Genomic DNA, 26,467 nt, shown 5'->3' on the forward strand with positions numbered 1-26,467 from the left:
TTTATTCTGCCTTGGTGGCTGTGCGATGTGTGGTTGTTGTCGTTTGTTTGAAAGCCTGTTCTTTAGGCTCACCTAAGTCCCAGAGTATACCGGCGGCGAGCTTCAAGCCCTGCTCGATAATCGTTTCGAGCAGGTGTTCATCTGGGGCGTGCTGATTGCACGATGCATAGGAGTGAGGCAACCATACCGTGGGAAGGTTGAGTACATCTGAAAAACAGTGGTTGGGGATTGTCCCGCCCAGGTTGGGCAGGATATGCACGGCCTGACCCAAGCTGTTCTCTGCCGACTGGGCCACAAAGGAAACCCAAGGGTGGCTGGGTTCAAGCCGGGTGGCGGCGTAGCCACCCATAAACTGAATTTGAATACCCTCAAAGCCATGGGCGTTAAGATGCTGGCGCAGGTTCTTTTCCACCGCTTGCCAATCGGTGCCTTTGACGAAGCGAAGCTGCAAAATGGCTTCTGCACTTTCAGGAATGGCGCCAACCGGCTTGTCGGTTCTCCCTGCGCTCAAACCCAGAATTTCCAAAGTATTGGCGCCATATAGGCGCTCGCCGTCGGTTAGTTGGTTTTCACCCCAGGCAGGATTGATGGCAGGGTCATTGTCGCCGCCGCCCACCGGAAGATTGCGCACCAATTGGGCTACTTCGTCAGGAATTGCGGGTGCTTTAAGAAAGTCGACCAGAATTTTCCCCTCGCTGGAGAGTAGCGTACTAAGCGCGTTACACAGCACTACAGCGGGGTTGGTGATGATGCCACCCCAGTTGCCGGAATGTCGGCCGCCATTGCCAGTGTTCAAAGCAAGTTTGAGCTGAACAACGCCCCGAGAGCCGAGAAACAGGGTGGGCATGTCATGGCGGATTCGAGGGCCGTCAGATGCCAAGAAAAGATCGGACTTAAGCGCTTCTTTATAAGTTTTGCAGGTTTCTTCTAACCCAGGAGAGTCTATTTCCTCGCTCATCTCAAAGAGGATCTTGACGTTATAGCCAAGTTGACCCTTGCGGGCTTTGATAACGGCCTCCAGCGCTGTCAGGTTGATGCTGTGTTGGCCTTTGTTATCAGCTGTGCCGCGCCCATAAACGCGGCCATCAACAAACGTCAGTTCCCAGGGGGCGATGCCGTCAGACCATTTATCTTCTTGCCCATCGGTAACATCTCCATGGCCGTAAAGCAGCAGTGTAGAAAGCGTGGGATCTTCAATACGTTGGCTGATCAATAAAGGTGGGTGATCGGATTTAGGGTTTTCGATCACTTGGCTGTCGAAGCCTAATTTAGAGAGGTGCGGGACTATTTCTTCCGTTAAGTAGTCACGTAGCGTATCGCTGTGTTCAGGGTCTTGGCTAACCGTTCTAAGGCCGACGCGCCTTGCCAACGTCTGGTAAAAGTTGCCACTGGAGAGTTCGTTGCTCGCCAGTTGAAGAGCGAGTTCACGCCCTGAAAGCTGCGTTGTATCCATTGCCTGCCTTTTTTATTGACCGTTATGGTGTTTGGAGATAGCTATGGTGTTTGGAGATAGTAGGAAGAAAGTCGTTAGAAAAAGAGTAGTCCTTGCCTATGTTTGCAACCATCATTAATATTTCAAATAATCTTTCTAATTATAAGAAACCAGGCGCAATCAAGTGGCGCAGGTAACTCGCTCAAACTTGTTGTTGGGCAAAAAGAGGCCGCTATGCAGGAACTCAATTTACGTTACTTTCAAAGCGTCGCTAAAACGGGCTCTCTGTCGGCCGCGGCGGAAGAACTGCACGTTGCGGTTTCAGCGGTGAGTCGCCAAATTACCAATTTGGAACAACGGCTGGCTATCAAGCTGTTTAACCGACAGCCGCGCGGGATGCAGTTAACGGAGGCGGGCAGGGTGCTGCAGGCCTATGCATTGCGTAATCAGCTGGAAGTCAGCAGTGTGATTGCGGAAATGCAGGACGTAATGACGCGGCAAATGCGCAAAATTACCGTGGCATGCCCGGATGGTATGGCCTGGCACTTCCTTCCCAGCGTTATATCCAGCTTTATTGTTCAATGTCCTGATACCCGATTTGATCTACACGTGGTCGAGTCAACCCGGGCCTCTGAGCTGGTGAAAGAGGGCGAGGCCGATATTGCCTTAACCTTTAGCCTTTCACCGGATATCGGCGTGAAGGTGATCTCAAGCCATAATGCTGCGATCAGTGCGCTGATGGCTAAGAGTCATCCTCTGGCAAGTAAAGATGTCCTACAGGTAAAAGATTTAAGCCACTACCCATTAACCATGTCGCTAAATGGCTCGACCATGCGCTACTTATTTGATGTGGCGTGTAGTTTGTCGGGTATAAAAGTGCTTCCTAGCTTCTCGTGTGATTCCCTGGGGGCAACCTACACCATGGTATGCGAGCACCCTAATATGATTGGGCTGTGCAGCGCCGTGGCCGTCAGCGGTAAAACTCAACAAGAGGGCCTTGTACTGAAGCCGATTCAAGAGTCTCAACTCTCCCTTCGCAGTCTTCAGGTGCAAGTGATGGCCGAGCGTCATTTGCCTGCCCACTTGGAAGCGTTTGTCGAGTTTCTGGAGAAGCAATTGGTAGTCGCGGCTCAGTAAAGCCGCGTACTTGTGACATGGTCGATTGAACCATCATTCACGAACACGCGGGTTTCTGTCATCAAGCCGTGGGCTTAAAACGGGCCGTAATTGATGCTGACGGCAATAGCGACAAATACTCCGCCAACCACTACCCAGATCATTACCAGCGGTAGTACAAATTTAAACCACTCTACGTAGGAGATACGTGCAATGGCCAAGCAGGCCATCAGCGTGCCCGAAAGGGGGGTGATAATGTTCGTCACCGCATCACCCAGTTTGAAGGTTATAAAGGTAGACTGACGGGTCACCTCTAGCATATCGCCAATCGGCACCATAATTGGCATTACAATGGCCGCTTGGCCTGTACCCGAGGTGATAATTCCGTTAAACGTCAAGTTGAACAGGTACAGCAACTGCATCGCCATTATTTGGCCGTGGCCATCTAAAGAGCTGGCAACGCTATGCACAATCGTATCGATCAGTTGGGCTTGCTTGAGTAGCACGATAACCGCCGCTGCAACGCCCACTACCAGTGCGCCATACATCACTTCGCTTGCGCCTCTCATCAGCCGCTTTACGAAGTCATTAGGGTTGATTCTGCATAGAATGGCCGTAACGACGCCGAGTATAAGAAAGATGGCGGAAAGTTCGGTAATACCCCAGCCCAGGTTGAAGCCTCCATAGAGAAAAAAGCCAATAAAGCCGACAAATAAGCCCAGCACCAGCTTGTGGGAAAGCGTGAACGTCGAGGGCTCCTCAAGAGGAGTGTTTGCGTCATTACTCGTAAAGGTGTGTTGCCCCATAAAGCTATTTGTGTGGTTGTCTTTTACTTTGGCGGCGTAGCGACAGATATAGGCGGTGGTAATGGCCAGGAATGTAATGAAGATAACGCCGCGATAAACAAAACCTGAAAACAGCGGTAGCTCGGCAAGCGTTTGCCCCGTAACGGTCACCACGGGGTCGAATACGCCGCCAGCAAAGCCCGCATAGGCACCCAGGAAAATCATGGCCATGCCTACGATGGGATCCAGGTTCAGCGACCGGGCAAGCAAAAGCCCAATGGGTATAAAAGCAATCGCTAAATTTGGCGCAATGCCTACAGAGGAAAGTACCGCAAAGGTGGTGCAGAAAACCAAAATAAGGATGTTCTGTTTGCCCTTGGCAAGATTAATCAGGCGGTGTATGCCTGAGCTAATAGCGCCCGTTGATTCGATAACTTTAAGCACACCGCCAACCACCAAAATCAAAAAGATAATGCTCGATGCGCCCCACCAGCCCTTTATGAATGGCAGTGAACAGATCCAAAAAGCCCAGCGGCTCCGCGCTTATATAACGAAAGCTATCGGTATCTACCTGGGTGAGCCCATTATTGATGACCCTCTCGTAGCTGCCGGCGGGGATAATATAAGAAGCCAGTACAATCAGGATCATGAAGCCGAATAAGATGACGAATACGTCCGGCATCGGCAGTTTCTTGCGCTCTATGTTGTCGGAGCTACGTTCATGTGAACGGGCTTTTGTTGACATTATCATCTCCGCTGTAAGAAGTTATTTTTAAATTAAGTGAGGTTCTTTCCGCAGCGTTAATGTCACTTTTCGAGGGAGGCAGCTGCCATTGGCAGTGGAAAATAGGCGGATTGTCATCTCTATAATGACCTTTGTTATTGATAAAGCTCACCCATACATGCATTGACAAGTAGTGCCATGCGTTAGGGGGTTAACGGGAAAACTGGGGGCGTGGTCTCACCTTGCGGCATCTTACTGATAATGCCTTGCTATTCTTATTTGAATTCAAGCTAGCAAGGAACGTACTGGCAAACAATTGTGGATTTCTCAAACGTAGTTTCTATTTTTGGTAAGGGAGCTTACAGCAGTGGTGATGTCAGCGACTGGGCGTCCTTAAAGGGTAAAAATGAACAGCTGCCGACGTTAGCCGCTTTGAAACAGGGCATTACTGGTAAGTTATCGTGAGTGGGTGCGATGATGAAGGTAGGGTACCCGCAATCTATCTTGATTGGTGGCAAAACAGCCTATTTAAATAAGGAAGATTTAGTGCAGGCATCGCGAAAGTTTTGGGTACGACTTTAGATTCATGGACGTTGGTTGTTCCCAGATATCTTTGGAATTTACCCTGGCATGCAGGCAAAGTCTTTTTCGATTGCAAGTATGATGAGACAACCGGTCTGTATAGCCATTATCGTATGGAAACGGCGTCTAAATGGGCTGAAGCTTCCGTTGAGCTTGCGCAATCATCTGAGTCAAATTGTAACTTTCCTGGGTTTCCCGATACTGAATCAGCATTGGTTTATCTTACCCATACGCTTGCCGGTTTTTACTATCGACGCGACGGCAAGTTAGGTAGCTATCGTGTTTGGCATAAAGAGTTGGCGGTGAAGCCTGCTACGTTAAAATCCGCTCAATTTAAATTATTATCTGACCTGGGTATTGTTCATGCAGCTGAGCAAAGCTCCCCGTACAGCGTATTAATTGAGCCTATCAACGAGTTCACCATATACTTGCCGCCTGCCGTAATCGGCTGATTTTTCTCCTTGCATGTATCTATTAAGCGTTGTGACTGAGAGCGTTTCCCATTTGACGTGCGTGTGGGTTTTTTTTAAGCTCAAGCTAATAAACCGGTTAGTCTATATAAGGCTGCCCTAGCTCTAGGCTACGAAGCCGACCTGAATTTCTCCAAGGAGTGGAAGTGAAAACACTTTTCTTTGTAAAGCTAACGTCGTTAGTGGTTGGTATTGCCTTGCTAGTCGCTTCTGTATTTCTATTGCTTAATACAAGAGACTTTCTTTCAGAGGCCGTTATCACCGAAGGTACGGTGCTTGAGCTGGTTGAGTCTCGCTCAAGTGATTCGATCACTTATCGCCCTTTGGTTCAATTTCAAAATGAGAGCGGACAGGTGGTGAATTTTGCATCATCAACAAGTAGCAATCCGCCGAGCTACTCACCAGGACAGCAGGTGGAGGTTTTATACCAGCCCGGCGAGCGAAACAGTCCCCGAATCAATAGCTTTTTTTCACTATGGGGCGCAGAGGCGATTCTTGCCGGTATCGGCATCGTGTTCTTGCTGGCAGGCGTTATTCTTATGTTCGTGCCTGAGTTTAGGCATCGCAAAGGCGAATCTTTAAAGCAAAATGGTGTGCCTATCGATACCCACTACCAGGGGGTAGAGTTAAATACACGCTTCTCAGTGAATGGCAGGCATCCATTCCAGGTAATAACTCAATGGCAAAATCCTGCAACCTCTGAAGTGCATGTGTTTAAAAGCAATAATATTTGGTTTGATCCATCGAGCTACATTCATACTGACACGATTACAGTATTTTGTGAGAAAGATGATCTTAGTGAATACTATGTCGACATTTCCTTCCTCCCTAAGCTTGCAAAGTGACGTGTTAACGCCTGATATTGAACAGGTGTGCTATTTTTTTCACTGGCTAGCTTTTCAAGGACTAGCTTTTCATAGACCGGCTTTTACTGACGAATACCTACTATAAGGAAGAACCATAGTGCTCACTATCATCATCACCGTAGCGATCATCGCCGTTATCGGGTTTTACGTCATCGGTATCTACAACCGACTCGTTTCGTTGAAAAATCGCTTTGAGAACGCCTTTGCACAAATTGAAGTGCAACTTAAGCGTCGGCATGACCTGATTCCTAACCTCGTTGAAACTGCCAAAGGCTATCTCAGTCATGAGCGGGAAACGCTGCAGTCCGTGATCGAGGCTCGTAATACAGCCGCCGCTGGGCTAAAAGCGGCTGCGGCAAACCCAGGTAGTGCCAAAGCCATGGCAGACCTTGGAGGCGCAGAGGGCGCTCTGACACAGGCGATGGGGCGGCTCAATGTAGTCATGGAAGCCTATCCGGATTTAAAAGCCTCGCAAAATATGCAGCAATTGTCAGAAGAGCTAACCAGCACTGAAAACAAGGTGGCCTTTGCGCGGCAGTCATTTAATGATGCGGTGATGCACTACAACACCTATCGGCAGAGCTTCCCGCCGGTAGCAGTGGCTGGCATGTTCGGCCATGGACAGGATGCCTCGTTGTTAGAGTTTGAAGACAGCGCCCAGATTCAAGTGGCGCCGACGGTGTCGTTCTAAGCTCAGGGAAAACGCGACATGGATTTCTTTACCGCTCAGGATCACGCCCGGCGTAAAACCGGGCGTCTGGTTGTTTTGATGGTACTGGCAGTACTCGCCCTGATTGTTGTTACCACGCTGGCAATTGCCATCGCGCTGCATCTAATGGGGGAACAATCCGCTACACAAACCAATCTTGCTGCTCAGGGGATGTGGTCAGCACTCTCGATTGAGCTTGTCATTGGCGTTGCTATTGCGGTGTTGGCCGTCGTGGTGCTGGGCGGTTTATTCAAACGCAGTCAACTACGGCGAGGTGGCCGGGTAGTGGCAGAAGCCCTAGGTGGACGCGAAATCAACCTTAATACCCGCGATGCCGATGAGCGACGCATTCTCAATGTGGTCGAAGAGATGGCGATTGCCTCTGGTACGCCAGTGCCCTCCGTTTATGTGCTTGAGGAGGAGAGTATCAATGCCTTCGCCGCCGGTTATCAAACCAACGATGCGGTGATCGGGATAACTCGCGGCACGATCCGCAACCTTACAAGGGATGAACTGCAGGGCGTCGTAGCTCACGAGTTTAGCCATATTCTGCATGGTGACATGCGGCTAAATATGCGCCTGATCAGCATACTGCATGGCATCCTAATCATTGGCTTATTGGGCGGTACACTGCTGCGTAGTATGCGCTTTCGGCGGGTCGGCGGTGGAAAACGCGACAACTCAGGCGCTGTCGTTTTAGCGCTGGGGGCGGCGCTAATGCTGATCGGTTACGCAGGTACCTTTTTTGGTAACTTGATCAAGTCGGCGGTCAGTCGGCAGCGTGAATATCTGGCGGATGCCTCTGCGGTGCAGTTTACCCGTAACCCTAAGGGGATTGGTAATGCGCTGGTTAAAATCGGCTCGCACAGCCAGGGTTCTCAACTGCAAGCGACACAGGCGGCGGAATTCAGCCACCTGTTCTTCGGTCAAGGCGTGCGGCAGGGCTTTAGCCAAATGATGGCCACCCATCCGCCACTTAAAGATCGTATAAAGCGGGTCATGCCGGACTGGAATGGCCGCTTCGAAGCCACTGTCAATGGCCATCAGAACTGGCCCACCCAGCAAACCGAGAATCACGCACCTGAAATTGAAGGCAACGGTGAGCGTTCTGAAGCGGAGCCCAGATTCGGCTCGGGAACAGCGACGGGAACGGGGGTAATGGCGGCTGTGTTAACCGGTGCCTCTGCTCAAACTGCCATTAACACCATGGGCCAGCCTGACCAGCGCCATCTTCACCAGGCTAGAGCGACACTAGATGCGCTGCCTGAGCGGATTAAAATCGCCGCCCATGAGCCCCATGCTGCTCGCGCTTTGATCTATTCACTGCTACTCAGCCAGGATAAGACAATGCGTAAGCATCAGCTTAAGGCGTTGCATCAAGTTGCACTGCCAGATGTTTACCGAGCGCTGATGGATTATGGCCCTGAAATGTTGAGGCTGGATGTACAGTTACGCTTGCCACTGATTGAACTGGCGCTGCCAGCGTTACGCTCGCTCTCGATGGAGCAGGCCCAGCATTTTCGCCTCTGTATGGAAAGGCTGATCGAGGCGGATGGTCAGGTCAGTCTGTTGGAGTGGACGCTATATCAGTTGGTGTTGAATAACATCAGCAAGCAAGGCAGTGGGCCTGCACACCTCAAGATAAACGACCTGCAGCGGGAGTGTCAGATGCTACTGACGGTGCTTGCCACCGCCGGGCAAGATGACCCGGTTGAGATAAGCGCCGCACTCAACGCCGCTGAGAGTGAGTTGCCGTTCTCATTGAGGGTCACTGACGATATAAGTGATATGCGTGCGCTTAGTCTGGCCGTTGAGCGTTTGCGGCGTTTAAGGCCTTTGCATAAGCCTGCGCTGTTGCAAGCGATGGCGCGCTGTATAGAGCACAGCGGACGTATTTTGCCTGCCGAAGCCGAGCTGTTCCGTGCTATGGCCGATATTCTCGATTGCCCCATGCCGCCACTGTTATCAGATGAGGCATAGCCAACAATTCGCGCTACAGGGGAACCTCAACCATGGATGAAACGGAATCTTTAAATCGAGCCATCCAAGAGGAGGTCGCGCTGTTTCCCTATGATGCGGCTTGGCCAACTCTATTTAAGCAGGAGCGAGACAGGCTGCTAGATTTATTTCCAGATGAGTTCCTAGCCATTGAGCACATCGGAAGTACCGCTGTACCTGGTCTATCGGCCAAGCCAATCATCGATATCCTGGCAGGCGTAGAGTCAATGCACCGGGCTGATGACTTACTGGAGCCGTTGTGCCGTGCCAAATATGCGACATCAATGGAGTACAACGCTTCTTTGGTTGGGCGGCGTTGGTTAATGCGATGGGCTGAAGGACGTAGGACGCATCATCTGCATCTTATGGTGTATGACGGTGAAGAGTGGCATCGGCGATTGGCTTTTCGCAATAGATTGCGCGTTGATACTGAACTGGCGCAGCGGTATGAGAAAAAGAAGCGCCTGTGGGCGGCGGAGTTCTCGTCAGACCGAGAAGCCTATACGGCGGCGAAAGGGGACTTTATTAACAAGGCGTTGAAAGATAGCGTTTTTAACAGCTAAATAGTTAAGGAAAATGACGGTGTTGGATTACTCGCTGTTTCACTGGATGACGTTTCTATCTGCTGCCGTGCTTTTGAACCTATCGCCGGGGCCAGATATTGCCTACATATTGGGGCAAACATTACGTAGTGGGCGACGGCAAGGGTTTGCCGCTATGTTTGGGATTTGGACAGGAGCAGCGCTGCATGTAGTAATGGCCACAGTTGGTCTTTCGGCTATTTTAGCCACCTCCGCATTGGCGTTTTCAATTGTGAAGTGGGTAGGGGCTGCTTATCTAATTTGGCTTGGCGTTAAAATGTTACTGTCTCGAGGGGATCAGTTTGTCGCTGCAGAAAAGCCGGGCAACAAGGACCTCTCTGCTGTTTATTGGCAGGGCATGCTGGTATCAGCGCTAAACCCCAAAGTCGCTATCTTCTTCCTGGCTTTCCTGCCGCAATTTATTGTGGAAGGCGCTGGCCCAGCCGAGGCACAGCTTTTATTGCATGGCAGCCTGATTATTGCGGTCGCCGCTGTCATAGAGCCCCCTCTGGTAATCGCGGGGGCGAAACTGGGGGCTTTTCTAAAGAGAAAACCGCGCGTTGGTGTATGGATGGATAGAGGCCTAGGGGCACTGTTTGTGGCTTTAGGCGCACGGCTGGCGGCTAGTGCTAGGTAGATACGCAAGGTACGGATTTCCTGAGTCAGCGATTTCCGTACCTTAAATGCGGATTGTTCACATAGCCTCTAGGCTGGTTCGGGAATCGAAGCGTCCCGAAACGCCACCTGCAATTCATTAACCAGCGCTTCGACTTTATCTACTGCCTCGGCAACGGACGCGGCCAGTAACTCACCGCCTACTTCCTGGCCTTCGATCGCAATGGAATGAAAGCGGGTAATACCGATAAAACCAAGCGCTGTGGCCAGATTTGGCTCCAAGTGATTCATATGTGCCATCTCTCCACCGGGGTCAAAGCCTATGCCGCCTCTGGCTGTAAGAATAATCGCATGCCTTGGCCGATCATCCAGTTTTGGAATGTAAGGATCGGTCGGGTTGCTCTCATCAATATCCACTGTTCGGCCGGCGCGCACTACTTGGTCGACCCACGCCTTGAGGGCGGCAGGCATACCGAAGTTGTATAGCGGTGTTCCGATTACCACAATATCAGCAGCAATTAACTCATCAACTAGCTGATTGCTTTCTGCAAGCGCGTCCTTCATCCAGGGTTCTAGATTAAACTCGGGTGTGAAAGCAGACGCAATCCAGTCGTGGTTGATAATCGACGGCGGGTTTTGACCTATATCGCGATAGGTAACCGTGTCTTGCGGCCGGCCTGATTGCCACTGGCTGACAAACTGATAAGTCAGATGGCGGCTATGCGAACCGTGGTTATCTGTCCCAGCAATGCCGGGGCGGGCGCTAGCATCTATATGCAGGATGTGTGTCATGGTGGCCTCCTAATCTAAGTTGAACTCATCTATGATTAACAACAGGCTTAGCTTAGGCTGTGCCTTTCAGCCTGAACAAACGATCTTTTCTTGCCGCTATAGATGAGCAAAACTCATTCATGAACCATCGACGATTACCCTCACTTTCGTCACTTCGCGCTTTTGAAGCGGCTGCCCGCCATGAAAGCGCCAAGCAGGCCGCACAGGAACTGTCGGTGACTGCCACGGCCATTAGCCACCAAGTCCGAGGACTCGAAGAGGCGCTGGGCGTTTCGCTGTTTTTGCGTAAACCCCGTCAATTGGAGCTAACACCTCAGGGCCGGGAGCTACAGCAGGTTTTGGAAACAGCCTTTGATAGCATCAGCAGTGTCGTCGAGCGGCTAAGCGCTGTACCTGTTCGCCAAACCGTTACACTCTCTACAACGCCAGCTGTTGCGGTACGCTGGTTGCTGCCCTGGGTGTGTATTCTACGTGACTCTCATCCGGGTATTGATCTACGTATTCATGCTTCTCATGAGCCGGTAGCGCTGGACGGGGTAACGGCAGACATTGCCATTCGCTATGGCGATGGCCGCTGGCCGGGGCTAATGGCTGAGAAACTGTTTGATAACACCTTCATCCCTACCTGCAGTCCTCAACTTGGATTGCATGAGGTAAACCAGCTAAGGTCACACTCACTGATTCACTTTCACCCGCAGGAATCCGTAACTGCACCTATAAACTGGGCTTCATGGCAAAGGCAAGCCAAGGTGCCTGGGTTAGACGTGAGTGCCGGGTTGGTCTTTTCTGATGAGACCCACGCTATTTCGGCTGCCGTCGGGGAGCAGGGTGTAGCACTAATGAGCCGCCAGTTGATTCAGGATGAGTTGGAAGAGGGGCGTTTGGTACAGCCCTTTGGCCCGGAGTTCGAAGGCAAACCGTTCTTTCTGGTCTACCCAGAAAGTCGACGGCATGATCCGACAATTCTGGCTATACGCGATTGGGTGTTGGCAGTGCCAGGCGGGCTATGTACGTTATCTCATTAACAAAACGTAAATAGATTTATACCGTTATCTTATTTGTCATCATGGACTGGGTGATTCTTGTGCCCCTAGCCAGCTCATGTTGGCAAAATAGTGATCAAAGCAAGGAAAGCTGTCCAGTCGTGGCCAGCGGTTACTATTAATTAGCCACCTACAGGAACGATTCAATGGAAGTGATCAGCGATATCATCGTCTCCGAGTTTTCGGATTTTAATGACTTGAGCGAATTTGTTGTTGTGGTAGTTCGGTTATTGATAGCGGCCCTCCTGGGTGGGCTACTTGGTCTCGAACGCGAACAGAGCGGTAAACCTGCCGGTATACGCACCCATATGCTGGTGTGTATGGGCGCGGCGTTATTTATCTTAATCCCTCAACAAGCCGGTATTTCAGACTCGGAGATGAGCCGGGTTATTCAAGGCGTCATTGCGGGTATTGGTTTTCTTTGCGCCGGTACCATTATGACCGGCAATGATAAACAAGGTGCTACAGGGCTAACCACAGCGGCAGGTATTTGGTTTACGGCTGCCATTGGCATAGCCGTTGGATTGGGGCGCGAGCAAACAGCGGTGTTGTGCACGCTTCTGGCCTGGATAGTGCTTTATGTGGTGCCTTTCTTTTCACGTTCAATTAGTAAGAAAAAACCAGTACGTTCAGAAACTGGGGAAGATAATCCGAGAATTTGATGAGATCCGAACTGCAAAGCACTCATTGGCCCGGCTGAGTGAAGCGTTCGATTTACTGGGAAAGTAGTCTTTTCGGCGACAGTTATGCGGCCAAGTGGAAGCCGCTCATTTTTGGTTGGATGTTTTCCTTCTTCCCCCACTGCTTTTTGTCTTGCTATAACTCTTTCTTGTCTTACTCGTACGCTTTGTCGGGCCGCCTGCCTCACCCTGGGCGCTTTGCAGGCTCTGCCTAAGCTTGGCCGCATCGCTGTGAGTGAGCAAGCCGCGTAAATCATCCAATAGCGCCTGCTGAAACGCGCCTGGGTCGTCCTGCTGTTCGGAAATTGCTCGCAGTCGCTGCTCCCAAAGGGCGGTGCGTTCAGGCGTGCTTACGGCGCTGGGCAGGGCGGCGATTAGTGCGCTTCCCAGCTTGGTGGCACGCAGGGCTTTTTGCTGGCGTACTAAGTAGCCGCGCTGTACCAGGGTTTCGATAATGCCGGCGCGGGTGGCTTCGGTGCCCAGGCCATCGGTGTCGCGCAGGGTGCGGCGTACCTCCGGGTCGTCCACGTAGCGGCCGATGTTCATCATCGCCTTGATAAGGCTGGCGTCGGTGAAAGGCTCCGGCGGTCGGGTTTCTTTCTCTTCAACGCCTGCGCCGAGTGCCTGGCAGGGCTCGCCTTGGGTCAGCGGCGGCAGCGGTGGGGTTTCATCGCGGGTAGTAAATAGCGGTTTCCAGCCGGGGTCGAGAATGCTTTGCCCGCGGGCGCGGAAGGCTTCATTAAGGAGCGTAAACTCGGCTTTGACTTCGAAGGTGCGCAGCGGGCGGTAGAACTGGGCCATGACGTTGCGTACGATCAACCGAAACACATGGCCTTCGGTAGCGGAGAGCTGGCTGAAATCAGCGGGTTTTCCGGTAGGGGCGATCGCGTGGTGGGCGCCGACCTGTTTATCGTTCCATGCCTTTGAGCGCAGCGTGAAGTCTGCTCCATTCAGCCACTGCTGGAGTGCTGCATCGTTTTGGCAGGCACCGGTGAGGCTGCGCTGGGCAAGCTGAAGATGCTCTTCGGGTAGGTAGCGGCAGTCCGAGCGGGGGTAGGTAATCAGCTTGTGGCGCTCATAAAGCCGCTGGCAAATATCCAGCACCATCTGCGCGGAAAGCCCATGACGGCGTGCGGCGTCTACCTGAAGGGCCGATAGCGAGTAGGGCAGCGGGGGCGCCTGGCGTTTCTCCTGCTGGTCGAGCTTGGTGAGTTGCCCTGAAGCGCCGGGCAACTGCGCCGCGAGGGCGTCGGCGGAGCTGCGGTCAATCAAACGGCCTTGGTCATCGAGAGGTTGGTGCTCTTTGGGAGCCCACCAGGCCCGCAGTTGACCCTGGGCAACCTTAAGATCTACCCATAGCGGATAAAACGGATGGGGCACAAAGTCACGAATGGCGTTATCGCGGCGCACGATTAATCCTAGTACCGGGGTCTGCACGCGGCCGACAGAAAGCACGCCGTCGTGGCCTGCTTGTCGGCCGGTAAGTGTCCAGGCGCGGGTTAGGTTAATGCCGTACAGCCAGTCCGCGCGGGAGCGGGCCTGGGCTGCCTGGAACAGTGGCTGGTAGTCGGCGTTGGAGCGAAGCTTGGCAAGGGCTCGGCTTACTGCAGGCTTGTTCAAGTCACTGATTAACAGCCGCTGTACCGGGCCGCGATACTTCATGTACTCGATGACTTCCTGCACTAGCAACTGGCCCTCTCGGTCGGGGTCGCCGGCGTGAACCACATCGGTGGCTTGTTTGATCAGCTTGCGAATTACTGCCAGTTGGCCCCGCGCTTTGGGGCGCGGCATCAGTTTCCACTGCTGCGGCACAATGGGTAGACGGTCAAGTCGCCACTGTTTATCTGCGGGGTCGTAGGCTTCCGGCGGCGCTTGCTCTAATAAGTGCCCAAGGCACCAAGTGACCGTGGTATCGCCACACACCATCGCGCCATCCTGGCGTTTGCTATAGCCCGGTAACGCCTCGGCAATGGCTTGGGCGAGGCTGGGTTTTTCGGCAATTATCAGGCGCATAGCAGCGAAGCCTTCATCGTATCCTTTGATGTGCCTATGGTAGCAGACACATTGATCTATATAGAGCAAGGAGTCGTAGGGGGATGTATAGTGATGCTAAATATTTCCAAAGATTTTTAGATGTATATATCTTGTATAAATAGTTAGGCTTAGTTAAGTGGCGAGTTGAGTAACCAGGAGATACAGCAAATGCGTGATCGAGGCAGAACACGGCGTTTAATGGGATTGGGCGCACGCACCGGTGGGGCGTTGCTGAAAACTCGTTTAGGCGGTCAAGCGGATTGGCGTGCCCTGGGCGAAGCGCTGTTTGAGGGGCTTTCAGAGCTAAAAGGCCCGGCCATGAAGCTGGCTCAAATTATGTCCCAGTGGGATGACCTGTTGCCTCCTGATCTCGCCGAGGAGCTTGCCCGCTTGCAGCGGCAGGCGGAACCCATGCCCTGGCCACGTATTCATGAAGCGCTGATTCAGCAATATGGCGACATTGACCACTATTTTAGCGAAGTCGAGGAGCGCCCCTTTGCCAGCGCCTCCATGGGGCAGGTTCACCGCGCGACCACCCACGAGGGCGAAACGGTGGTGCTCAAGGTTCAGTATCCTGGCCTTGCTGAAGTGTTGGAGAGCGATTTAATCCAGGTGCGGCGCATTATGCGTTTAGGCCGCTGGTTTAAAGTACCCCAGGCGCGCTTGGACGCCCTGTTTGAAGAGCTCGCCGAGAGCCTGCGTGGGGAACTGGATTACTACGCCGAAGCCGATGCCCTGGCCCGCTATCGTGAGCGCTATAAGGATGATCCGCGGCTTGTGATTCCCGAGCCTTTGCCAGCGCTCTCTGGCCCCCATGTGCTGGCGATGCGCTATGTGGAAGGGACGCCATTGCGCGAATTAACCGATGCAGATGACGCGACGCGCCAGGGTATTGCCCAAACGCTGGCCGATTGGATTACCCAAGAACTGTTTACTTACGGCGAACTACACGCAGACCCCCATGCGGGCAATTTCGCTGCTGATGGTCAGGGACGGCTGGTGATTTACGATTTAGGTGCGGTGATTGCCGTGCCAGATGCGCGCTTGAAAGCAATGATGCAACTGCTTGATGCCACGTTGAAACATGATGCGATGGGCATGGACGAAGCCTTGATGCAGATGGGCGGACGCCAGGGGCAGGGGGCGCCGCTAGCACTGTATCGAGAGTCCGCCGAATGTATCGCGCCACTGTTTGAGCCGGGGGAGCAGGATTTCAGCGATGTTAGGGTGCACCGCCGCTTACGCGAGCTAACCCCTAAGGTGTGGGCGGCGATGGATCGCCTGCAGCCCCCTGCAGATACGCTGCTGCTCTCCCGGGCGCTGAACGGCCACTACTGGAATTTAGTGCGCTTAGGGGCGCGGTTGGATATGCATGAGCGAACCCGACCATTGCTTGAGTGGGCATAAACGAGTAATTGCCTAACTAAGAGGCTTTAGCCAAAACACCATTGGCTTATGGCTTTCCGTCTGCTCGCCAATATCTCGCCAAGCGAAGGTGGTGGCTAGCTCGCCGTGGCGCTGGTAGCCATGGGCGTTCCAGAAACCGTGAAGCGGTTGGTAGTCGGCAGGCTTATAGGGATGATCAATTGGCCGCTCTACCGCACAAAAAGCCGCTAAATCAAAGCCCTGTTGTTTTGCGTGGGCTTCTCGTTCGGCCAAAAAGCGCTTACCCGTTCCGCTGCCCCGGTAGCTGTGAAGCAACACGGATTCTCCATAATAGAAGACGCGCTCGGGCTTGATACCGTTGGTCTCAAACGGCTGGCGGAATTCGTCGACTTCATCCTGCAGAGGCTGTCCGGTGGCGGCCCCCACCAGTTCTTCTCCGTCGAAGGCCAGTACGAATAAGCTATTCGGGTTCTCTGCATAGCGACCTAAATACTCCGCTTCGTAGCTGAGTTCGCCATCGTAGAGGTAGGGGAAATCGCGAAATACCCGAATGCGAAGACGGGCAAGCGCTGGCAAATGGGGGGATATCGCCTGACCTTGGCAGAGAATAACTGTCACTTCGCTCATTGCATCGCTCCAGCCGATTCAAACGCTGCATGGTTCGCTCAAATCGCTGCACTTTAGCAGCCCTTACGGTCGTCGCCAATCCTCTCTGCGGGAACCCTAAGGGTCATGCTAAACTATGCCGCTTTTAACACAGTGGAGACGGCAATGCTGGCGGTATGGGTCGATCAGCTGCTGGGATTTGCCTCCGGGGCACTCTCGGCAATCAGGCAACAAGAACACTATCCGGATTTTATGACCTGGGTGCGCGCCAAAGGCGCGGATTCTTTTGAAGGCGATGTGGCTATGGCCCAGGCGCTGGCGCCGGTGCTATGGTCGCAAACCCCGCTGGAGCGGCTCGACTTTGCCTGTGAGCCCCTCGCCACGCCAGGGCGTAATGAACCTTGCTGGTGCGACTCCGGGCGCAAATTCAAACAGTGTTGCTACCAGATCGAGTTTCCTACCGAGATTCCCGATCAGATGATGTGGATGCTCTCGCTACGCGAATGGAAGGGCGCCACCCTGAAGGCCGCGCTGGAAAGCCAACAGGCACCGGCTCAAGCGCTCCTGGAAGCCGGGCTGATTGCCGCTGAAAGTGGCCAGACGGGCCGCGCTATGCAAATCCTTGAATCGCTGTTCGATGGCAGCGATTGGTCACGGCTGCCCGAACAGGCCGAACCCGCCTTTGAAATCCTGCTGGATATTTACCAAGAGCGCGGCTTTAGCCGTAAACGCGCCGACCTGCTTGATGACGTGATGGAGCGGGGGCCGCTGTTCTTACGCGGCGTGGCTCTTGAGCGTTTATGTTTGATGCACCTGGATAACGATGACCTGGATAGTGCCCGCGGTGCCTTTGTAAAGGCCCAGCAGGCGCTGCCCGATTCGCCAACGCTGGCCTACATTGAAGCCATGCTGTTACTGCATGAAGGCCACGAACAGGAAGCCAAAGAGCGCGCCAACTTCTGGTATCGCCGACTGGTTCGCCAGGGTGATCTGGATGAAGATCAGCTGGATTTCTTAGCCGCGTTGGCGGAAAACCCCGGCGCGACGCTTGCCGATCAACTGCTGAGTGCGGAAGAGGATCTGGCCACACCGCTGGTGGCGCTTCAGGCATTGTTAGCCTCGCTGCCCACTGCCCCCAAAATTGATGTGAGCGCCGACCCTGAAAGTGGCCGATTGCTTTACAACACCAGTGCACGTGAAGCGACGCTGTTTGCCGCCTGGCACGAGCAGTTTCAGGTGCTGGTGGATGAAGACGTAGCGCTGGGCTTCCGCGATGACCCTTGGGGCAACGCCATTGAGTGGATGTCGGCACTCTGTGCACATCCCGAGTGGCTGGACGCCCCCCAGGTAGTGCAAGACTTAACGTTGGCGCTCACCAGCCGCTTTGGCAGTCTGCCGTGGATGGCCCCAAGCCTGCTGGAACCACTGGCGCTGCGCCTATCGAGGTGGTTGGAACAAGCCCGCGCCGAAGGCGACGGCAACCTTTGCTGGGACGATGCCAACAACGCCATGTTGCTACGCACGGGGCTAGCGTTGGTGGTCGGTATGGAGCGCGGGGCGCGACAGCACTCCAGGGAGCTCGCCGAGGAGCTACTGCTGATTGACCAGGAGGATAGCCTGGGCCTGCGCGAGTTGGTGCTTGATCAACTGCTGCGTGATGATCGCAACGAGGAGGCGTTGGCGCTTGCGGAAGAGAGCGACGACGACAGCTCGCTGGTGCTCGGGCTGCTGATGGGCAAAACCCTGGCGCTCTATCGATTAGAGCAGCATGAAGCGGCAGAAGCGGCGCTAGGCGATGTGCTTGGCCATAACCGCTACGCGTTAGAGCTGATTTGTGCCGAAAATCCTCGGCCGTCCATGCCTCACCCGGATGGCCAGGTTGACCCCGGCACCCGGGCGGAAGCATGGCAGTACCGCACCTTGATGCGCGATCAGTGGCGCACTACACCAGGGGCGTTGGACTGGTTGGAAGCCCACCGCTAGTCTAAACCTTCACTCGGCTAATCCTTCAAGCCTGATCAAGCAGGCTTGGGGGTGGGCACTAATTGTTTGTCTCGGCTGATCCAGATCGCCAATACAATCGCCGGTATGCCTAGCAGTGTGGCGATTACAAAAAAGCTAGGGTAGCCCTGAGCAGTGACTACCAGCCCGCCAAAACCGCTTAAAAATTTCCCTGGCAGTGTCATTAATGACGAGAACAGCGCGTACTGCGTGGCGGTGTAGGCGCGGGATGTGAGACTGGAGAGAAAGGCGATAAACACCGCGCTCGCTAAGCCGTTGGCAAGGTTATCGCCGATAATCGTGACCACCAGCATGGGCAGCTGGTTACCCACCACGGCAAGCACCGCAAACAGCAAGTTCGTTACCATTACCAACCCCGCGCCGAAGATCAGCAGCGGGCCGATGCCGTAGCGGGCCACGAAAAGCCCGCCTAACATCCCGCCAGTAATGCTCATCGCAATGCCAAATATATTGGTCACGTTGGCAATCTCTGCCAGCGAAAAGCCCAGGTCGATATACAGCGGATTGGCCATGGAGGCCATGGCTAAATCGCTGATTCTAAATACGGCAATAAATACCAAAATCCACAGCGCTTTCACCCCATAGCGGCTAAAGAAATCGGTAAAGGGGCAGACCAGCGCGCCAATGCTCCAGGCACCCAGGCGGCGTAACAGTTTGGGTTTGCCCCGGCTGGCGCGAATAAACGCCCGCACCTTAGGTTCGTGGATAAGTTGAATAGAGAGGGAGGCGCGCTTTGGCTCAGGGCGTAGCAGCACGGTAAGTACGCCAATGCTCATCAGCGCCGCCATGCTCATATACGCCACATCCCAAGAGGCCGACGCTGCGATATACAGCGCGCCGGCACCGGCGGCAAGTAAGCCACCGCGATAGCCAATAATATAGGTCGAGGCCATGGCGGCCTGAACATTGTCGTCGGCGGACTCAATACGATAGGCGTCGATAGCGATATCTTGCGTCGCTGAGCCAAACGCTACTAGCAGTGCAAAGAGAGCCACCCAGCCGAGATTACCCACCGGGCTCAAACCGGCTAGCCCCACTAACCCTGCAACGATCAACCCCTGGGCTAACAGCATCCAGCCGCGACGCTGGCCGAATGCGCGGGTCAATATCGGGAGCGCTAAACGATCCACCACGGGCGCCCAGAAAAACTTGATCGAGTAGAGCATGCCAATCCAGGCAAAAAAGCCAATTGCAGCTACCTCCACGCCGTCGCTGCGCAGCCAGGCGGAGAGTGTTGAAAACACCAGCAAAAAGGGCAGGCCTGCGGAAAACCCCAAAAACAGCATGGTGATAACGGGCGCACGAAAATAAACAGCCAGCGCAGCAAGCCAACTGCGTTGGGGGGTGGGGCTTAACATTAAACGCTACTCCTGGTGGAAAGACGCTGGCAACGGCCAAGTGATAAACTGAAGCAGTGTTTCTATTACAAAGTTCTATCACAAAGTTCTATCACAAAGTTCTATCACAAAACCGACAGCTTACCGGAGAGGAGTTTTTCATGTCGATTACGGCGCATCAGGTAGTTACCTTGCACTATGTTCTTAGCGACGTGCTCAACGATGGCAGCAAGCAGGTATTGGACGACTCCCAGGCGCGCAATAAGCCGTTAGAGTACTTGCATGGTCACGACAATATCGTGCCTGGGTTGGAAAGGGCACTAGCAGGCCAAACAGCTGGCGCCGAGCTAAGCGTTCAGCTAATGCCCGCGGATGCCTACGGTGTGCGCAACGAGGCCCTGGTGCAAGAAGTCAGCCGCGGCTCTTTTGGTAACGCTGAGTTGGAGCCAGGCAGCCGCTTTCAAACCGAAGGCGAAGCCGGGCCGCAAATTGTCACGGTACTCGAAGTCGATGGCGACCGCGTCACTGTCGATACCAACCACCCCCTGGCCGGGCGCACGCTGAACTATAAAGTGACCATTTTAGACGTACGCGAAGCTACCCGTGCAGAGTTAGCCAAAGGCCACCCGTTACCGCCAGGTACCGAGCACAGCAAAGTCGAAGACCGCAAGGTGCTCTAGCAGCCTGTCGGACTTAACACTGATCTACTGCGAATCCCGGTATTTTGGCCAACTTTATTCGATCGATTTCGTTAAATAGCGCGCTATTCGCCTCAATCGATCGATAAATTTGGCTCAAAATCCGTGCTTCTCGCTACGATCGGCCAAGCCCGACAGGCTGCTAGGCTCATCACGCCCAAATATTGATCGGTATCAATTTCCTGTTTAACTGCCTTCTCCCGCCTGCCGTAACTTGACCCAGGTCAGCATTCTTCCGCCATTGAGTGACTAGTATGAACACATACATCACGGCGGGAGGATTCACCATGTATTGGGATGACACAATTATCTTCGGCTTAGCCACCGTCGCGTTAGTAATCGCATTTATGGTGGGTTGGGTGGGCTTCGTGATTCGCGATCATCTTCGTAAAGGTGGACGCAAGAAGTAGCTTTCCCGGTTCATGTAAACCTTGTCAGGGGAGGGGGTTTGCTAACGTAGCAAGCCTCCTGTTGCCAGCCCATTATGGGCTGGCTTTTTTTTTGAAATCTCAAAATCGACTGGGTTGAAAGCACGTAGCGTGCGTTTAAGAGCAATGTAAAGCTTGCTCTGGTAAAGTTCTTTAAAAGAATTAACACACCAGGAAGCTTTGCCATGAACGTAGTTGCCTTACACCGCAGCCCATGGGGGCGTGTACGTGATCGATTGGCGTGCGCATTAATTGTCGTAGGCATAACACTTCCCGCGACTGCCTTTGCCCAGGCATTGAATATGATCAACGGAGATGTCACTCAAAAGGTCGCTTTAAGTGACTTGCACGCCATGTCCGATACGACGTTTACGCTTTATGACCCCTATCAGGGGCGTGAAGTAGAGATGCAGGGCGTAGAGTTTCGCGCCTTTCTGATTGAACAGTTTGGCGAAGTACCCCCGGCGCTTCACTTTACCGCCTGGGATGACTACGAGGTTACCCTAGAAGGGTGGGATGACCCTAACTGGTACCTGGTTAGCTCTGAGGATGGCGATCCGCTCACCATCCGTACGCGAGGCCCTGTGCGGCTAGTAGAGCGTGACTATGGTGATCGCGACGTAGAAAACCTGCGTGAGTTTAACGACTGGATCTGGATGATTCGTAGCATAGAGGCGAAGTGGTGACATCCAAACCCAAGCTAGCTGCGCAGCCAACGATGCAACCACGGCCTTTAGCTCGCCAGCATCGCTACATTACGTGGTTGTCGCTGAGCTTGATGAGCTTTTTGGCGCTTATGGTGCTGATAGTTTATGAATCGCGCTGGGTCTATCCCGAAATACAGGCGTACTTTAGCCAAACGGGGAGCCTTACAGGCCAGCAGCTCTCTACTCGGGCACGCGTCTACCTACAAGATGCCCAGTCCGAGCTGTTGAGCGATCAGCCAGAGCAAGAGGCGCTGGAGGCTGCCACCATGGATATTGACTTGGCTTACGGTTTAGCCGATATGCATATATATCGGCGTGAATATGCCTGTGCCGAGCCTAGTTTGACGGAGTTAGATCGGCTGGCGGCTTTGTTAGCGGCGCGCGACATTGACCGTATCGCGGCGGCGATGGCGTTGTTCGCACCGATTCAATGTTTAACCCACATTGAGATGGATCAGCTTGATCGCCGGGGGGCGGCGATTAATGATTTTTCAGAAAGTACCCGTCAGCATAGCCTAGTGCTGACTTACTCCAGTTTATTGATCTTTGTCATGGGGTTGTTGTTTTGGTGGCTTCACGAGCGCCAGTTACGGCGCACTGATCGCGCCACCCAGGAGACCTTCGAGTGGATGCAGCGTGCCATGCGCGACCCGCTCACCGGGATAGGCAATCGCAGCGCTTTGCACCAGGATGTGTTGGCGAAGCAGCATCAATCGTTGGGACTGATTCTGGTCGATATCGACTTCTTTAAACAGTACAACGATGCCTACGGGCACCCGCAAGGCGATACTCTCTTGCGTCAGTTGGCTGCATTGATTGGTAAAACGCTGAATGATAAAGCGCAGCTCTACCGCTTGGGAGGCGATGAGTTCGCGGCACTACTCCATTGCCCAGACATTGATACGCTAAAGAGCTACTGCCATCAGTTAATTGAAGGGCTGCGTGAAGCTGACTTTATGCATCCCGCCCATCCGGATAAAAAAGGCGTGACGTTAAGCGTAGGCGGCAGCTGTTTTGTGGCCGATGAAGCAACGTTTCCCTACGCTTACGAAGCCGCTGACAAAGCACTATACCGGGTAAAAACGATGGGTCGTGACGGCTGGCAGGTTACTGAAGACGCATAACGCCTGCGTACATGGGGGCGAGTCTGCCCAGCAGTTCATTACGCGCGCCAAGGGCAATACCTTCCTCCTGCATAGCCGCATCGAGATGTTCCACCAAGCGATTAAAGTGCACGTCTGTTAGCCCCATATGTTGATGAGCACGATCCATCGGCGGGCCTTCATAGCGGCAGGGGCCATCGCTTACATCGCATAGCTGGCTGGCCAGGGATTTAGCAAATAAATCGATATTGGTGTTAGCAAAAAACACCACTACTTCTGGGTCATCGGCAATTCGGTATAAGAGGTTCTCCACTACCGTATCGATAGTGTCCTGCCCGCCAAGCCGTTCGTAAAGCGTCGTCGATTGAGTGGCTGACTGATGAGTACAGCCTGCGAGTGAAAACGCCACCGCCATAAAGGTAAGCGCTATTAAACAACGGCGTGTACGGTAGTGTTTGCGTGGAAAGCTCATAGCGCCCCGCTTAAAAAGCTGCTTGAAGTGAAAGATAGCCGCCGCGTTGAGAGGGTAGGCCGGCAATATCGCCTAAGTCTAACCAGGCGCCTGTGAGTGATACGTGCTTATTGAAGAAATAGGCGCTGTAGAGACTTTGCCAATCATCCTCTTCAGCCACGCTTAGGTTATCGGGTTTCTGGCGATACTCCGCGCCGACAACCCATTGTGGGGTAATAAAAACGCCCACGCTCCCCTCAGCCATCCACGAGCGGCCACCCTGATCACCGCCGAAGCCGATTAGGCCGCCCTGGTTGGCATCGGTATTGCGCAGGGTGGCGTTGAGCAGCACATTGCGCCCGGCAACAGCGCTAAACAGCAGCTTGCTGGCGCTGAGATAAACATCGGTACCGCTTGCCTCATCGGCGCCGAGGGCGGTGGGAATGGTGCCATCAACCAGTCGTTTATGCTGCATCCCAACACTCCAAATACCCCAAGGGTGATAGAGCACATCGCCGAGCAAGCGCACCTTGGCACCGTAAATATCCTGGCCTAGCTCGCCACCCAGGGTATCTAGGTCAAGCGTTTGACGCGCTACTGAGAGTTCAACACGGTCATAAACATTCAGGCTAGCGCCGGTCACCGTTAGCCGATAATCGTCCACCCAGGCGCGGGTAGCGGCGGCAGTGACGCCAATTTCCTGTTCGCTGGCGGTGCTGGTCAGCACTGCCCAAGGCGATAAACCGCCCCCTGCAGCTCCTTCAATGGCACTTACCCCACCGGTACCTACAATACGGCTACCGGCAGAGGAGGGTGCAGCGGCAAGCGCTAAACAGACCGCGATGCAGGGTGCAAGGTAGCCGGAAAGGGAGTGCCGAAAGGAGGCGGTTGGCGGCGAAAACATAGATTGAAATAACATCATGGCTTTCTCTGGAACGACTTGAGTATGGAAGACATCGGGTGGGGCAATGACAGCGGCGTAAAATTATCCAGCCAAGCAGGAAGTTCATCCGCTGGCATTGGTTTAGCAATCCAGTACCCCTGTAAATAGTCACAGCCAAGCTTGCTTAACAGCTCGGCGCTGGCGCGGTTCTCAACGCCTTCGGCGACTAAGCGCAGTCCTAAACTATGGCCCATTTCGATGGTCGAGCTGACAATGGTTAAGTCATCTTTTTGGGAGTCAATCGCCAGCACGAAAGACTTATCGATCTTGAGTTCATCCACGGGTAGACGTTTGATTTGCGCGAGGGAAGAGTAGCCAGTGCCGTAATCATCTATCGCAATACGCAGCCCTAGTTGGTTGAGCTCCATCAACGTGGCCATAGCGGCATCAACATCCTGCATAACGGCACTTTCAGTGACCTCGATACTCAGGCGGGCAGGGGCAAGGCGATAGCGTTCAAGTAGGCTGGCCAAATAAGTAGCTAGTTGGCGATCCATGACATCACTGGCGGAGAGATTAACCGCTACGGATAAATGATAACCACGTTGCTGCCAGGTATGCAGCTGAGCGCAGACATTGGCCAACATCCAGTGGCTAAGCATGCTGATACTTCCCGAGCGCTCGGCCAGGCTAATAAACTCATCGGGGGGTACAAAACCTAATGAGGGGTGGCGCCAGCGCATCAACGCTTCGCACTGATCGACACGGCCGTTACGGCTGTCTACTTTGGGTTGGTAGGCCATCCACAGTTCACCGTTGCCCACCGCATCCTGTAAATCCCGAATCAGGGTGAGCTGGCGCAAATGATGCTCATCCTGACCTTCCAGGTAGCGCTGGTGGTGGTGTCGGTGACGGCGTGCCATATCCAGTGCTATATCGGATCGCCGCAGCAGCAGTTGTGGGCTGTCGCCATGGTCGGGGTAGTTGGTTTCCCCTGCTGAAAGTGAGGGTGTGATGGGTGATTTATCAAGATCGATAGGGTGGTGCAGCGTAGTGAACAGTCGGGTACGCCAGGCAAAGTCGCTTCTTGACTGCTTGGCGAGCAGTAGTAGCTCATCACCATCAATCCGGTAGGCAGTACTCTCCGAGCCATCAAAGTGCTGCAAGCGTTTGGCCAGGGTGACCAGCACGTGATCCCCCAGCGCATAGCCGAAGGTGTCATTAATGTCGCGAAAGTTGTTAATCGCCAGGCGCAGAAGGGTAAACGGCTCGCCGCGTTTGATCAAAAGGCTGATATCTTCCTGGGCGCTGATGCGATTGGGCAGGTCGGTAAGTAAGTCGTGACGGGACTGATGATGAAGAGTGGACTCACGCTGAGCGATACCCTCCTGCATGGCCAGTAGTGTCGACGCTAAAAGCCCGGTTTCGCTTCGCTCTGTACCGATCGGTAACTCAGTGAAACGCTCTCCGCGCCCAATGCGCTGAGCCGCCTTCGCCAGTTCCATTAGCGGTTTGCTCATGCTCCGCGCGCTCCACATGGCTATGAGCACGGTAAACAGCAGAATCAGGGCAATGATCCCCAGCAGTTGCCACTGCAGCGAGCGGTAAGCGCCAAGCAACTCGTTGCGGGAGAGTTGTAACAATGCGTAGGTCTGGTTGAGGTCATCGGAATAGAGCTGAGTCGCGTAGGTCAGGTACTCGGCATCCGGCGTCATCTGGCTGTGTAAGGCATATTCGCCTTCGATTAGCTCATCGTCACGCCCGCTCATTAACTTCTGGGCCAGTTGCTCGGGATGAGAGCTGGCAAGATAGCTGATCTCGCCGTTATCGCGATAGTTGACTACGCTAATGTCCAACCCCGTTAGTGCATTAATCTCTTCCGTGACCGCTTCATTGATTAAAAAGCCCATACCCACCCAGCCAATCAGGTTGGGGGCACGCACTGGCAGCAGGGCAAACTCGTACGGCTGCCCTTCGGCGATGACGACGCTAACAGCTTCCCCTTCTTGGCTAGCCCGATCAAACAGCTGTGGGAAAGGCATTGGGCTATTTTGCGCGTGATGGCTGCTTGCCAAAATACGTCCGTCCAGGCCGCTAAGTAACACTATATCCGCCTTGGCTCGATCACCGTGGTTGGCCAATACGGAGTAGAGCGTTTCGGTGTCCTGGGTGGAAACGGCGCTTTTAAAACCGAAGTCATCGGCGAGGATGGCGACGTTATTAACTAACTGCTCACCACGTGTGTCCAGCAGTTGATCCAATACATTGGCACCCACTTCTAAACGTTGGGAGCCTTTTGCAACGACGTCGTTTTGGGTCGCACGAAGAAACGCCAAACCGGTGGCGAGCTGCGAGACAATCACCACTGTCAGTAGTACGAGCATCAGGCGCGTTCTAAAGCGCATAGCAACCTCACTAA

25 protein-coding genes are annotated in these 26,467 nt (G+C 53.7%); 15 read left to right on the forward strand and 10 right to left on the reverse strand.

The features are described from left to right. Position 1 precedes the first annotated feature (1 nt). Complete coding sequence (locus KF947_RS20870; protein ID WP_227404992.1) at positions 2-1,453, reverse strand: M20 family metallopeptidase; 1,452 nt, start codon at positions 1,451-1,453, stop codon at positions 2-4. 213 nt (positions 1,454-1,666) lie between these two features. Between KF947_RS20870 and KF947_RS20875 the strand changes: the two genes are divergently transcribed. Then, on the forward strand, positions 1,667-2,569 hold the full coding sequence (locus tag KF947_RS20875) for a LysR family transcriptional regulator (RefSeq protein ID WP_133730597.1): 903 nt from the start codon (positions 1,667-1,669) through the stop codon (positions 2,567-2,569). A gap of 74 nt (positions 2,570-2,643) precedes the next feature. On the opposite strand, the gene KF947_RS20880 is transcribed toward KF947_RS20875, so the two are convergent. Together KF947_RS20880 and KF947_RS20885 are read right to left on the reverse strand one after the other, a co-directional pair. Next, positions 2,644-3,777, reverse strand: a complete 1,134-nt coding sequence (locus KF947_RS20880; RefSeq protein WP_264478616.1) for an SLC13 family permease — start codon at positions 3,775-3,777, stop codon at positions 2,644-2,646. Next, positions 3,770-4,078, reverse strand: a complete 309-nt coding sequence (locus tag KF947_RS20885) for a hypothetical protein (protein ID WP_227404993.1) — start codon at positions 4,076-4,078, stop codon at positions 3,770-3,772. Before KF947_RS20885 ends, KF947_RS20880 begins: the two co-directional genes overlap by 8 nt. Positions 4,079-4,623: 545 nt before the next feature. Here KF947_RS20885 and KF947_RS20890 point away from each other — a divergent pair. The 6 genes from KF947_RS20890 to KF947_RS20915 all read left to right on the forward strand — a co-directional run bounded on the left by KF947_RS20890 (position 4,624) and on the right by KF947_RS20915 (position 9,900). Beyond that, positions 4,624-5,091: a DUF2071 domain-containing protein gene (locus tag KF947_RS20890; RefSeq protein ID WP_227404994.1), complete on the forward strand. Its 468-nt coding sequence runs from the start codon at positions 4,624-4,626 to the stop codon at positions 5,089-5,091. A gap of 164 nt (positions 5,092-5,255) precedes the next feature. Next, complete coding sequence (locus KF947_RS20895; RefSeq protein WP_227404995.1) at positions 5,256-5,954, forward strand: DUF3592 domain-containing protein; 699 nt, start codon at positions 5,256-5,258, stop codon at positions 5,952-5,954. Between the two features lie 115 nt (positions 5,955-6,069). Further along, positions 6,070-6,666, forward strand: a complete 597-nt coding sequence (locus KF947_RS20900; protein ID WP_208862648.1) for a LemA family protein — start codon at positions 6,070-6,072, stop codon at positions 6,664-6,666. Between the two features lie 18 nt (positions 6,667-6,684). Then, positions 6,685-8,664, forward strand: coding sequence for a M48 family metallopeptidase (locus KF947_RS20905; RefSeq protein ID WP_227404996.1), 1,980 nt, complete (start codon positions 6,685-6,687; stop codon positions 8,662-8,664). Between the two features lie 32 nt (positions 8,665-8,696). Then, positions 8,697-9,245: a GrpB family protein gene (locus tag KF947_RS20910; protein WP_133730603.1), complete on the forward strand. Its 549-nt coding sequence runs from the start codon at positions 8,697-8,699 to the stop codon at positions 9,243-9,245. A 19-nt stretch (positions 9,246-9,264) separates the two neighbouring features. Further along, the gene (locus tag KF947_RS20915) at positions 9,265-9,900 is read left to right on the forward strand and encodes a LysE family translocator (protein WP_133730604.1); all 636 of its coding nucleotides are present in this window, start codon (positions 9,265-9,267) and stop codon (positions 9,898-9,900) included. Positions 9,901-9,968: 68 nt separating this feature from the next. Here the strand turns inward: KF947_RS20915 and KF947_RS20920 are convergent, their stop codons facing one another. Continuing rightward, positions 9,969-10,670 carry an FMN-dependent NADH-azoreductase gene (locus KF947_RS20920; protein ID WP_133730605.1) on the reverse strand — a complete coding sequence of 234 codons (702 nt, stop codon included), beginning with the start codon at positions 10,668-10,670 and terminating at the stop codon, positions 9,969-9,971. A gap of 119 nt (positions 10,671-10,789) precedes the next feature. On the opposite strand from KF947_RS20920, the gene KF947_RS20925 reads away from it, so the two are divergent. Both KF947_RS20925 and KF947_RS20930 read left to right on the forward strand, forming a co-directional pair. Beyond that, positions 10,790-11,695, forward strand: a complete 906-nt coding sequence (locus tag KF947_RS20925; protein ID WP_133730606.1) for a LysR substrate-binding domain-containing protein — start codon at positions 10,790-10,792, stop codon at positions 11,693-11,695. Positions 11,696-11,859: 164 nt separating this feature from the next. Continuing rightward, on the forward strand, positions 11,860-12,375 hold the full coding sequence (locus KF947_RS20930) for an MgtC/SapB family protein (protein WP_133730607.1): 516 nt from the start codon (positions 11,860-11,862) through the stop codon (positions 12,373-12,375). A 105-nt stretch (positions 12,376-12,480) separates the two neighbouring features. Here the strand turns inward: KF947_RS20930 and KF947_RS20935 are convergent, their stop codons facing one another. Then, entirely contained in the window at positions 12,481-14,406 is a 1,926-nt protein-coding gene (locus KF947_RS20935; protein ID WP_227404998.1) for a DNA topoisomerase III, read from the reverse strand. 189 nt (positions 14,407-14,595) lie between these two features. Between KF947_RS20935 and KF947_RS20940 the strand changes: the two genes are divergently transcribed. Beyond that, a complete protein-coding gene (locus KF947_RS20940) occupies positions 14,596-15,834 on the forward strand; it encodes an ABC1 kinase family protein (protein ID WP_133730609.1) in 1,239 nt (412 codons plus the stop codon). Positions 15,835-15,846: 12 nt separating this feature from the next. On the opposite strand, the gene KF947_RS20945 is transcribed toward KF947_RS20940, so the two are convergent. Further along, on the reverse strand, positions 15,847-16,440 hold the full coding sequence (locus KF947_RS20945) for a GNAT family N-acetyltransferase (RefSeq protein ID WP_133730610.1): 594 nt from the start codon (positions 16,438-16,440) through the stop codon (positions 15,847-15,849). A gap of 144 nt (positions 16,441-16,584) precedes the next feature. Between KF947_RS20945 and KF947_RS20950 the strand changes: the two genes are divergently transcribed. Beyond that, positions 16,585-18,402, forward strand: a complete 1,818-nt coding sequence (locus KF947_RS20950) for an SEC-C domain-containing protein (protein ID WP_227406332.1) — start codon at positions 16,585-16,587, stop codon at positions 18,400-18,402. Positions 18,403-18,437: 35 nt separating this feature from the next. Here KF947_RS20950 and KF947_RS20955 read toward each other — a convergent pair whose 3' ends face one another. Next, the gene (locus KF947_RS20955; RefSeq protein WP_133730611.1) at positions 18,438-19,799 is read right to left on the reverse strand and encodes an AmpG family muropeptide MFS transporter; all 1,362 of its coding nucleotides are present in this window, start codon (positions 19,797-19,799) and stop codon (positions 18,438-18,440) included. 140 nt (positions 19,800-19,939) lie between these two features. Here KF947_RS20955 and KF947_RS20960 point away from each other — a divergent pair, with 140 nt between their 5' ends. The 4 genes from KF947_RS20960 (at position 19,940) to KF947_RS20975 (ending at position 22,735) form a co-directional block, all read left to right on the forward strand. Then, entirely contained in the window at positions 19,940-20,458 is a 519-nt protein-coding gene (locus KF947_RS20960) for an FKBP-type peptidyl-prolyl cis-trans isomerase (protein ID WP_133730612.1), read from the forward strand. A 272-nt stretch (positions 20,459-20,730) separates the two neighbouring features. Then, on the forward strand, positions 20,731-20,886 hold the full coding sequence (gene ccoM / locus KF947_RS20965; RefSeq protein ID WP_166650326.1) for a cytochrome c oxidase subunit CcoM: 156 nt from the start codon (positions 20,731-20,733) through the stop codon (positions 20,884-20,886). 203 nt (positions 20,887-21,089) lie between these two features. Further along, entirely contained in the window at positions 21,090-21,590 is a 501-nt protein-coding gene (locus KF947_RS20970) for a hypothetical protein (protein WP_227404999.1), read from the forward strand. Positions 21,591-21,622: 32 nt separating this feature from the next. After that, the gene (locus tag KF947_RS20975; protein ID WP_133730613.1) at positions 21,623-22,735 is read left to right on the forward strand and encodes a sensor domain-containing diguanylate cyclase; all 1,113 of its coding nucleotides are present in this window, start codon (positions 21,623-21,625) and stop codon (positions 22,733-22,735) included. On the opposite strand, the gene KF947_RS20980 is transcribed toward KF947_RS20975, so the two are convergent. From KF947_RS20980 to KF947_RS20990, 3 genes are read right to left on the reverse strand one after another with little or no spacing between them, the layout of a single operon-like run. Continuing rightward, positions 22,719-23,186 (reverse strand): group I truncated hemoglobin, encoded by a 468-nt coding sequence (locus KF947_RS20980; RefSeq protein WP_133730614.1) that lies wholly within the window; start codon positions 23,184-23,186, stop codon positions 22,719-22,721. The genes KF947_RS20975 and KF947_RS20980 overlap by 17 nt on opposite strands. Before the next feature lie 10 nt (positions 23,187-23,196). Beyond that, positions 23,197-24,087 carry a DUF3034 family protein gene (locus KF947_RS20985; protein ID WP_227405000.1) on the reverse strand — a complete coding sequence of 297 codons (891 nt, stop codon included), beginning with the start codon at positions 24,085-24,087 and terminating at the stop codon, positions 23,197-23,199. Beyond that, positions 24,084-26,453, reverse strand: coding sequence for an EAL domain-containing protein (locus KF947_RS20990; protein WP_223288851.1), 2,370 nt, complete (start codon positions 26,451-26,453; stop codon positions 24,084-24,086). Before KF947_RS20990 ends, KF947_RS20985 begins: the two co-directional genes overlap by 4 nt. Positions 26,454-26,467 lie beyond the last annotated feature (14 nt).

This window comes from Halomonas sp. FeN2, from assembly GCF_020595105.1.
In the GTDB taxonomy this organism is placed as follows: Bacteria; Pseudomonadota; Gammaproteobacteria; order Pseudomonadales; family Halomonadaceae; genus Vreelandella; species Vreelandella neptunia.

Excerpts from the sequence above, each read along its gene's own strand:
- KF947_RS20870 (WP_227404992.1), bottom strand. The coding sequence starts at position 1,453 with ATGGATACAACGCAGCTTTCAGGGCGTGAACTCGCTCTTCAACTGGCG.
- KF947_RS20875 (WP_133730597.1), top strand. The coding sequence starts at position 1,667 with ATGCAGGAACTCAATTTACGTTACTTTCAAAGCGTCGCTAAAACGGGC.
- KF947_RS20885 (WP_227404993.1), bottom strand. The coding sequence starts at position 4,078 with ATGTCAACAAAAGCCCGTTCACATGAACGTAGCTCCGACAACATAGAG.
- KF947_RS20905 (WP_227404996.1), top strand. The coding sequence starts at position 6,685 with ATGGATTTCTTTACCGCTCAGGATCACGCCCGGCGTAAAACCGGGCGT.
- KF947_RS20910 (WP_133730603.1), top strand. The coding sequence starts at position 8,697 with ATGGATGAAACGGAATCTTTAAATCGAGCCATCCAAGAGGAGGTCGCG.
- KF947_RS20920 (WP_133730605.1), bottom strand. The coding sequence starts at position 10,670 with ATGACACACATCCTGCATATAGATGCTAGCGCCCGCCCCGGCATTGCT.
- KF947_RS20925 (WP_133730606.1), top strand. The coding sequence starts at position 10,790 with ATGAACCATCGACGATTACCCTCACTTTCGTCACTTCGCGCTTTTGAA.
- KF947_RS20930 (WP_133730607.1), top strand. The coding sequence starts at position 11,860 with ATGGAAGTGATCAGCGATATCATCGTCTCCGAGTTTTCGGATTTTAAT.
- KF947_RS20935 (WP_227404998.1), bottom strand. The coding sequence starts at position 14,406 with ATGCGCCTGATAATTGCCGAAAAACCCAGCCTCGCCCAAGCCATTGCC.
- KF947_RS20940 (WP_133730609.1), top strand. The coding sequence starts at position 14,596 with ATGCGTGATCGAGGCAGAACACGGCGTTTAATGGGATTGGGCGCACGC.
- KF947_RS20945 (WP_133730610.1), bottom strand. The coding sequence starts at position 16,440 with ATGAGCGAAGTGACAGTTATTCTCTGCCAAGGTCAGGCGATATCCCCC.
- KF947_RS20950 (WP_227406332.1), top strand. The coding sequence starts at position 16,585 with ATGCTGGCGGTATGGGTCGATCAGCTGCTGGGATTTGCCTCCGGGGCA.
- KF947_RS20955 (WP_133730611.1), bottom strand. The coding sequence starts at position 19,799 with ATGTTAAGCCCCACCCCCCAACGCAGTTGGCTTGCTGCGCTGGCTGTT.
- KF947_RS20960 (WP_133730612.1), top strand. The coding sequence starts at position 19,940 with ATGTCGATTACGGCGCATCAGGTAGTTACCTTGCACTATGTTCTTAGC.
- ccoM (WP_166650326.1), top strand. The coding sequence starts at position 20,731 with ATGAACACATACATCACGGCGGGAGGATTCACCATGTATTGGGATGAC.
- KF947_RS20970 (WP_227404999.1), top strand. The coding sequence starts at position 21,090 with ATGAACGTAGTTGCCTTACACCGCAGCCCATGGGGGCGTGTACGTGAT.
- KF947_RS20975 (WP_133730613.1), top strand. The coding sequence starts at position 21,623 with ATGCAACCACGGCCTTTAGCTCGCCAGCATCGCTACATTACGTGGTTG.
- KF947_RS20980 (WP_133730614.1), bottom strand. The coding sequence starts at position 23,186 with ATGAGCTTTCCACGCAAACACTACCGTACACGCCGTTGTTTAATAGCG.
- KF947_RS20985 (WP_227405000.1), bottom strand. The coding sequence starts at position 24,087 with ATGATGTTATTTCAATCTATGTTTTCGCCGCCAACCGCCTCCTTTCGG.
- KF947_RS20990 (WP_223288851.1), bottom strand. The coding sequence starts at position 26,453 with ATGCGCTTTAGAACGCGCCTGATGCTCGTACTACTGACAGTGGTGATT.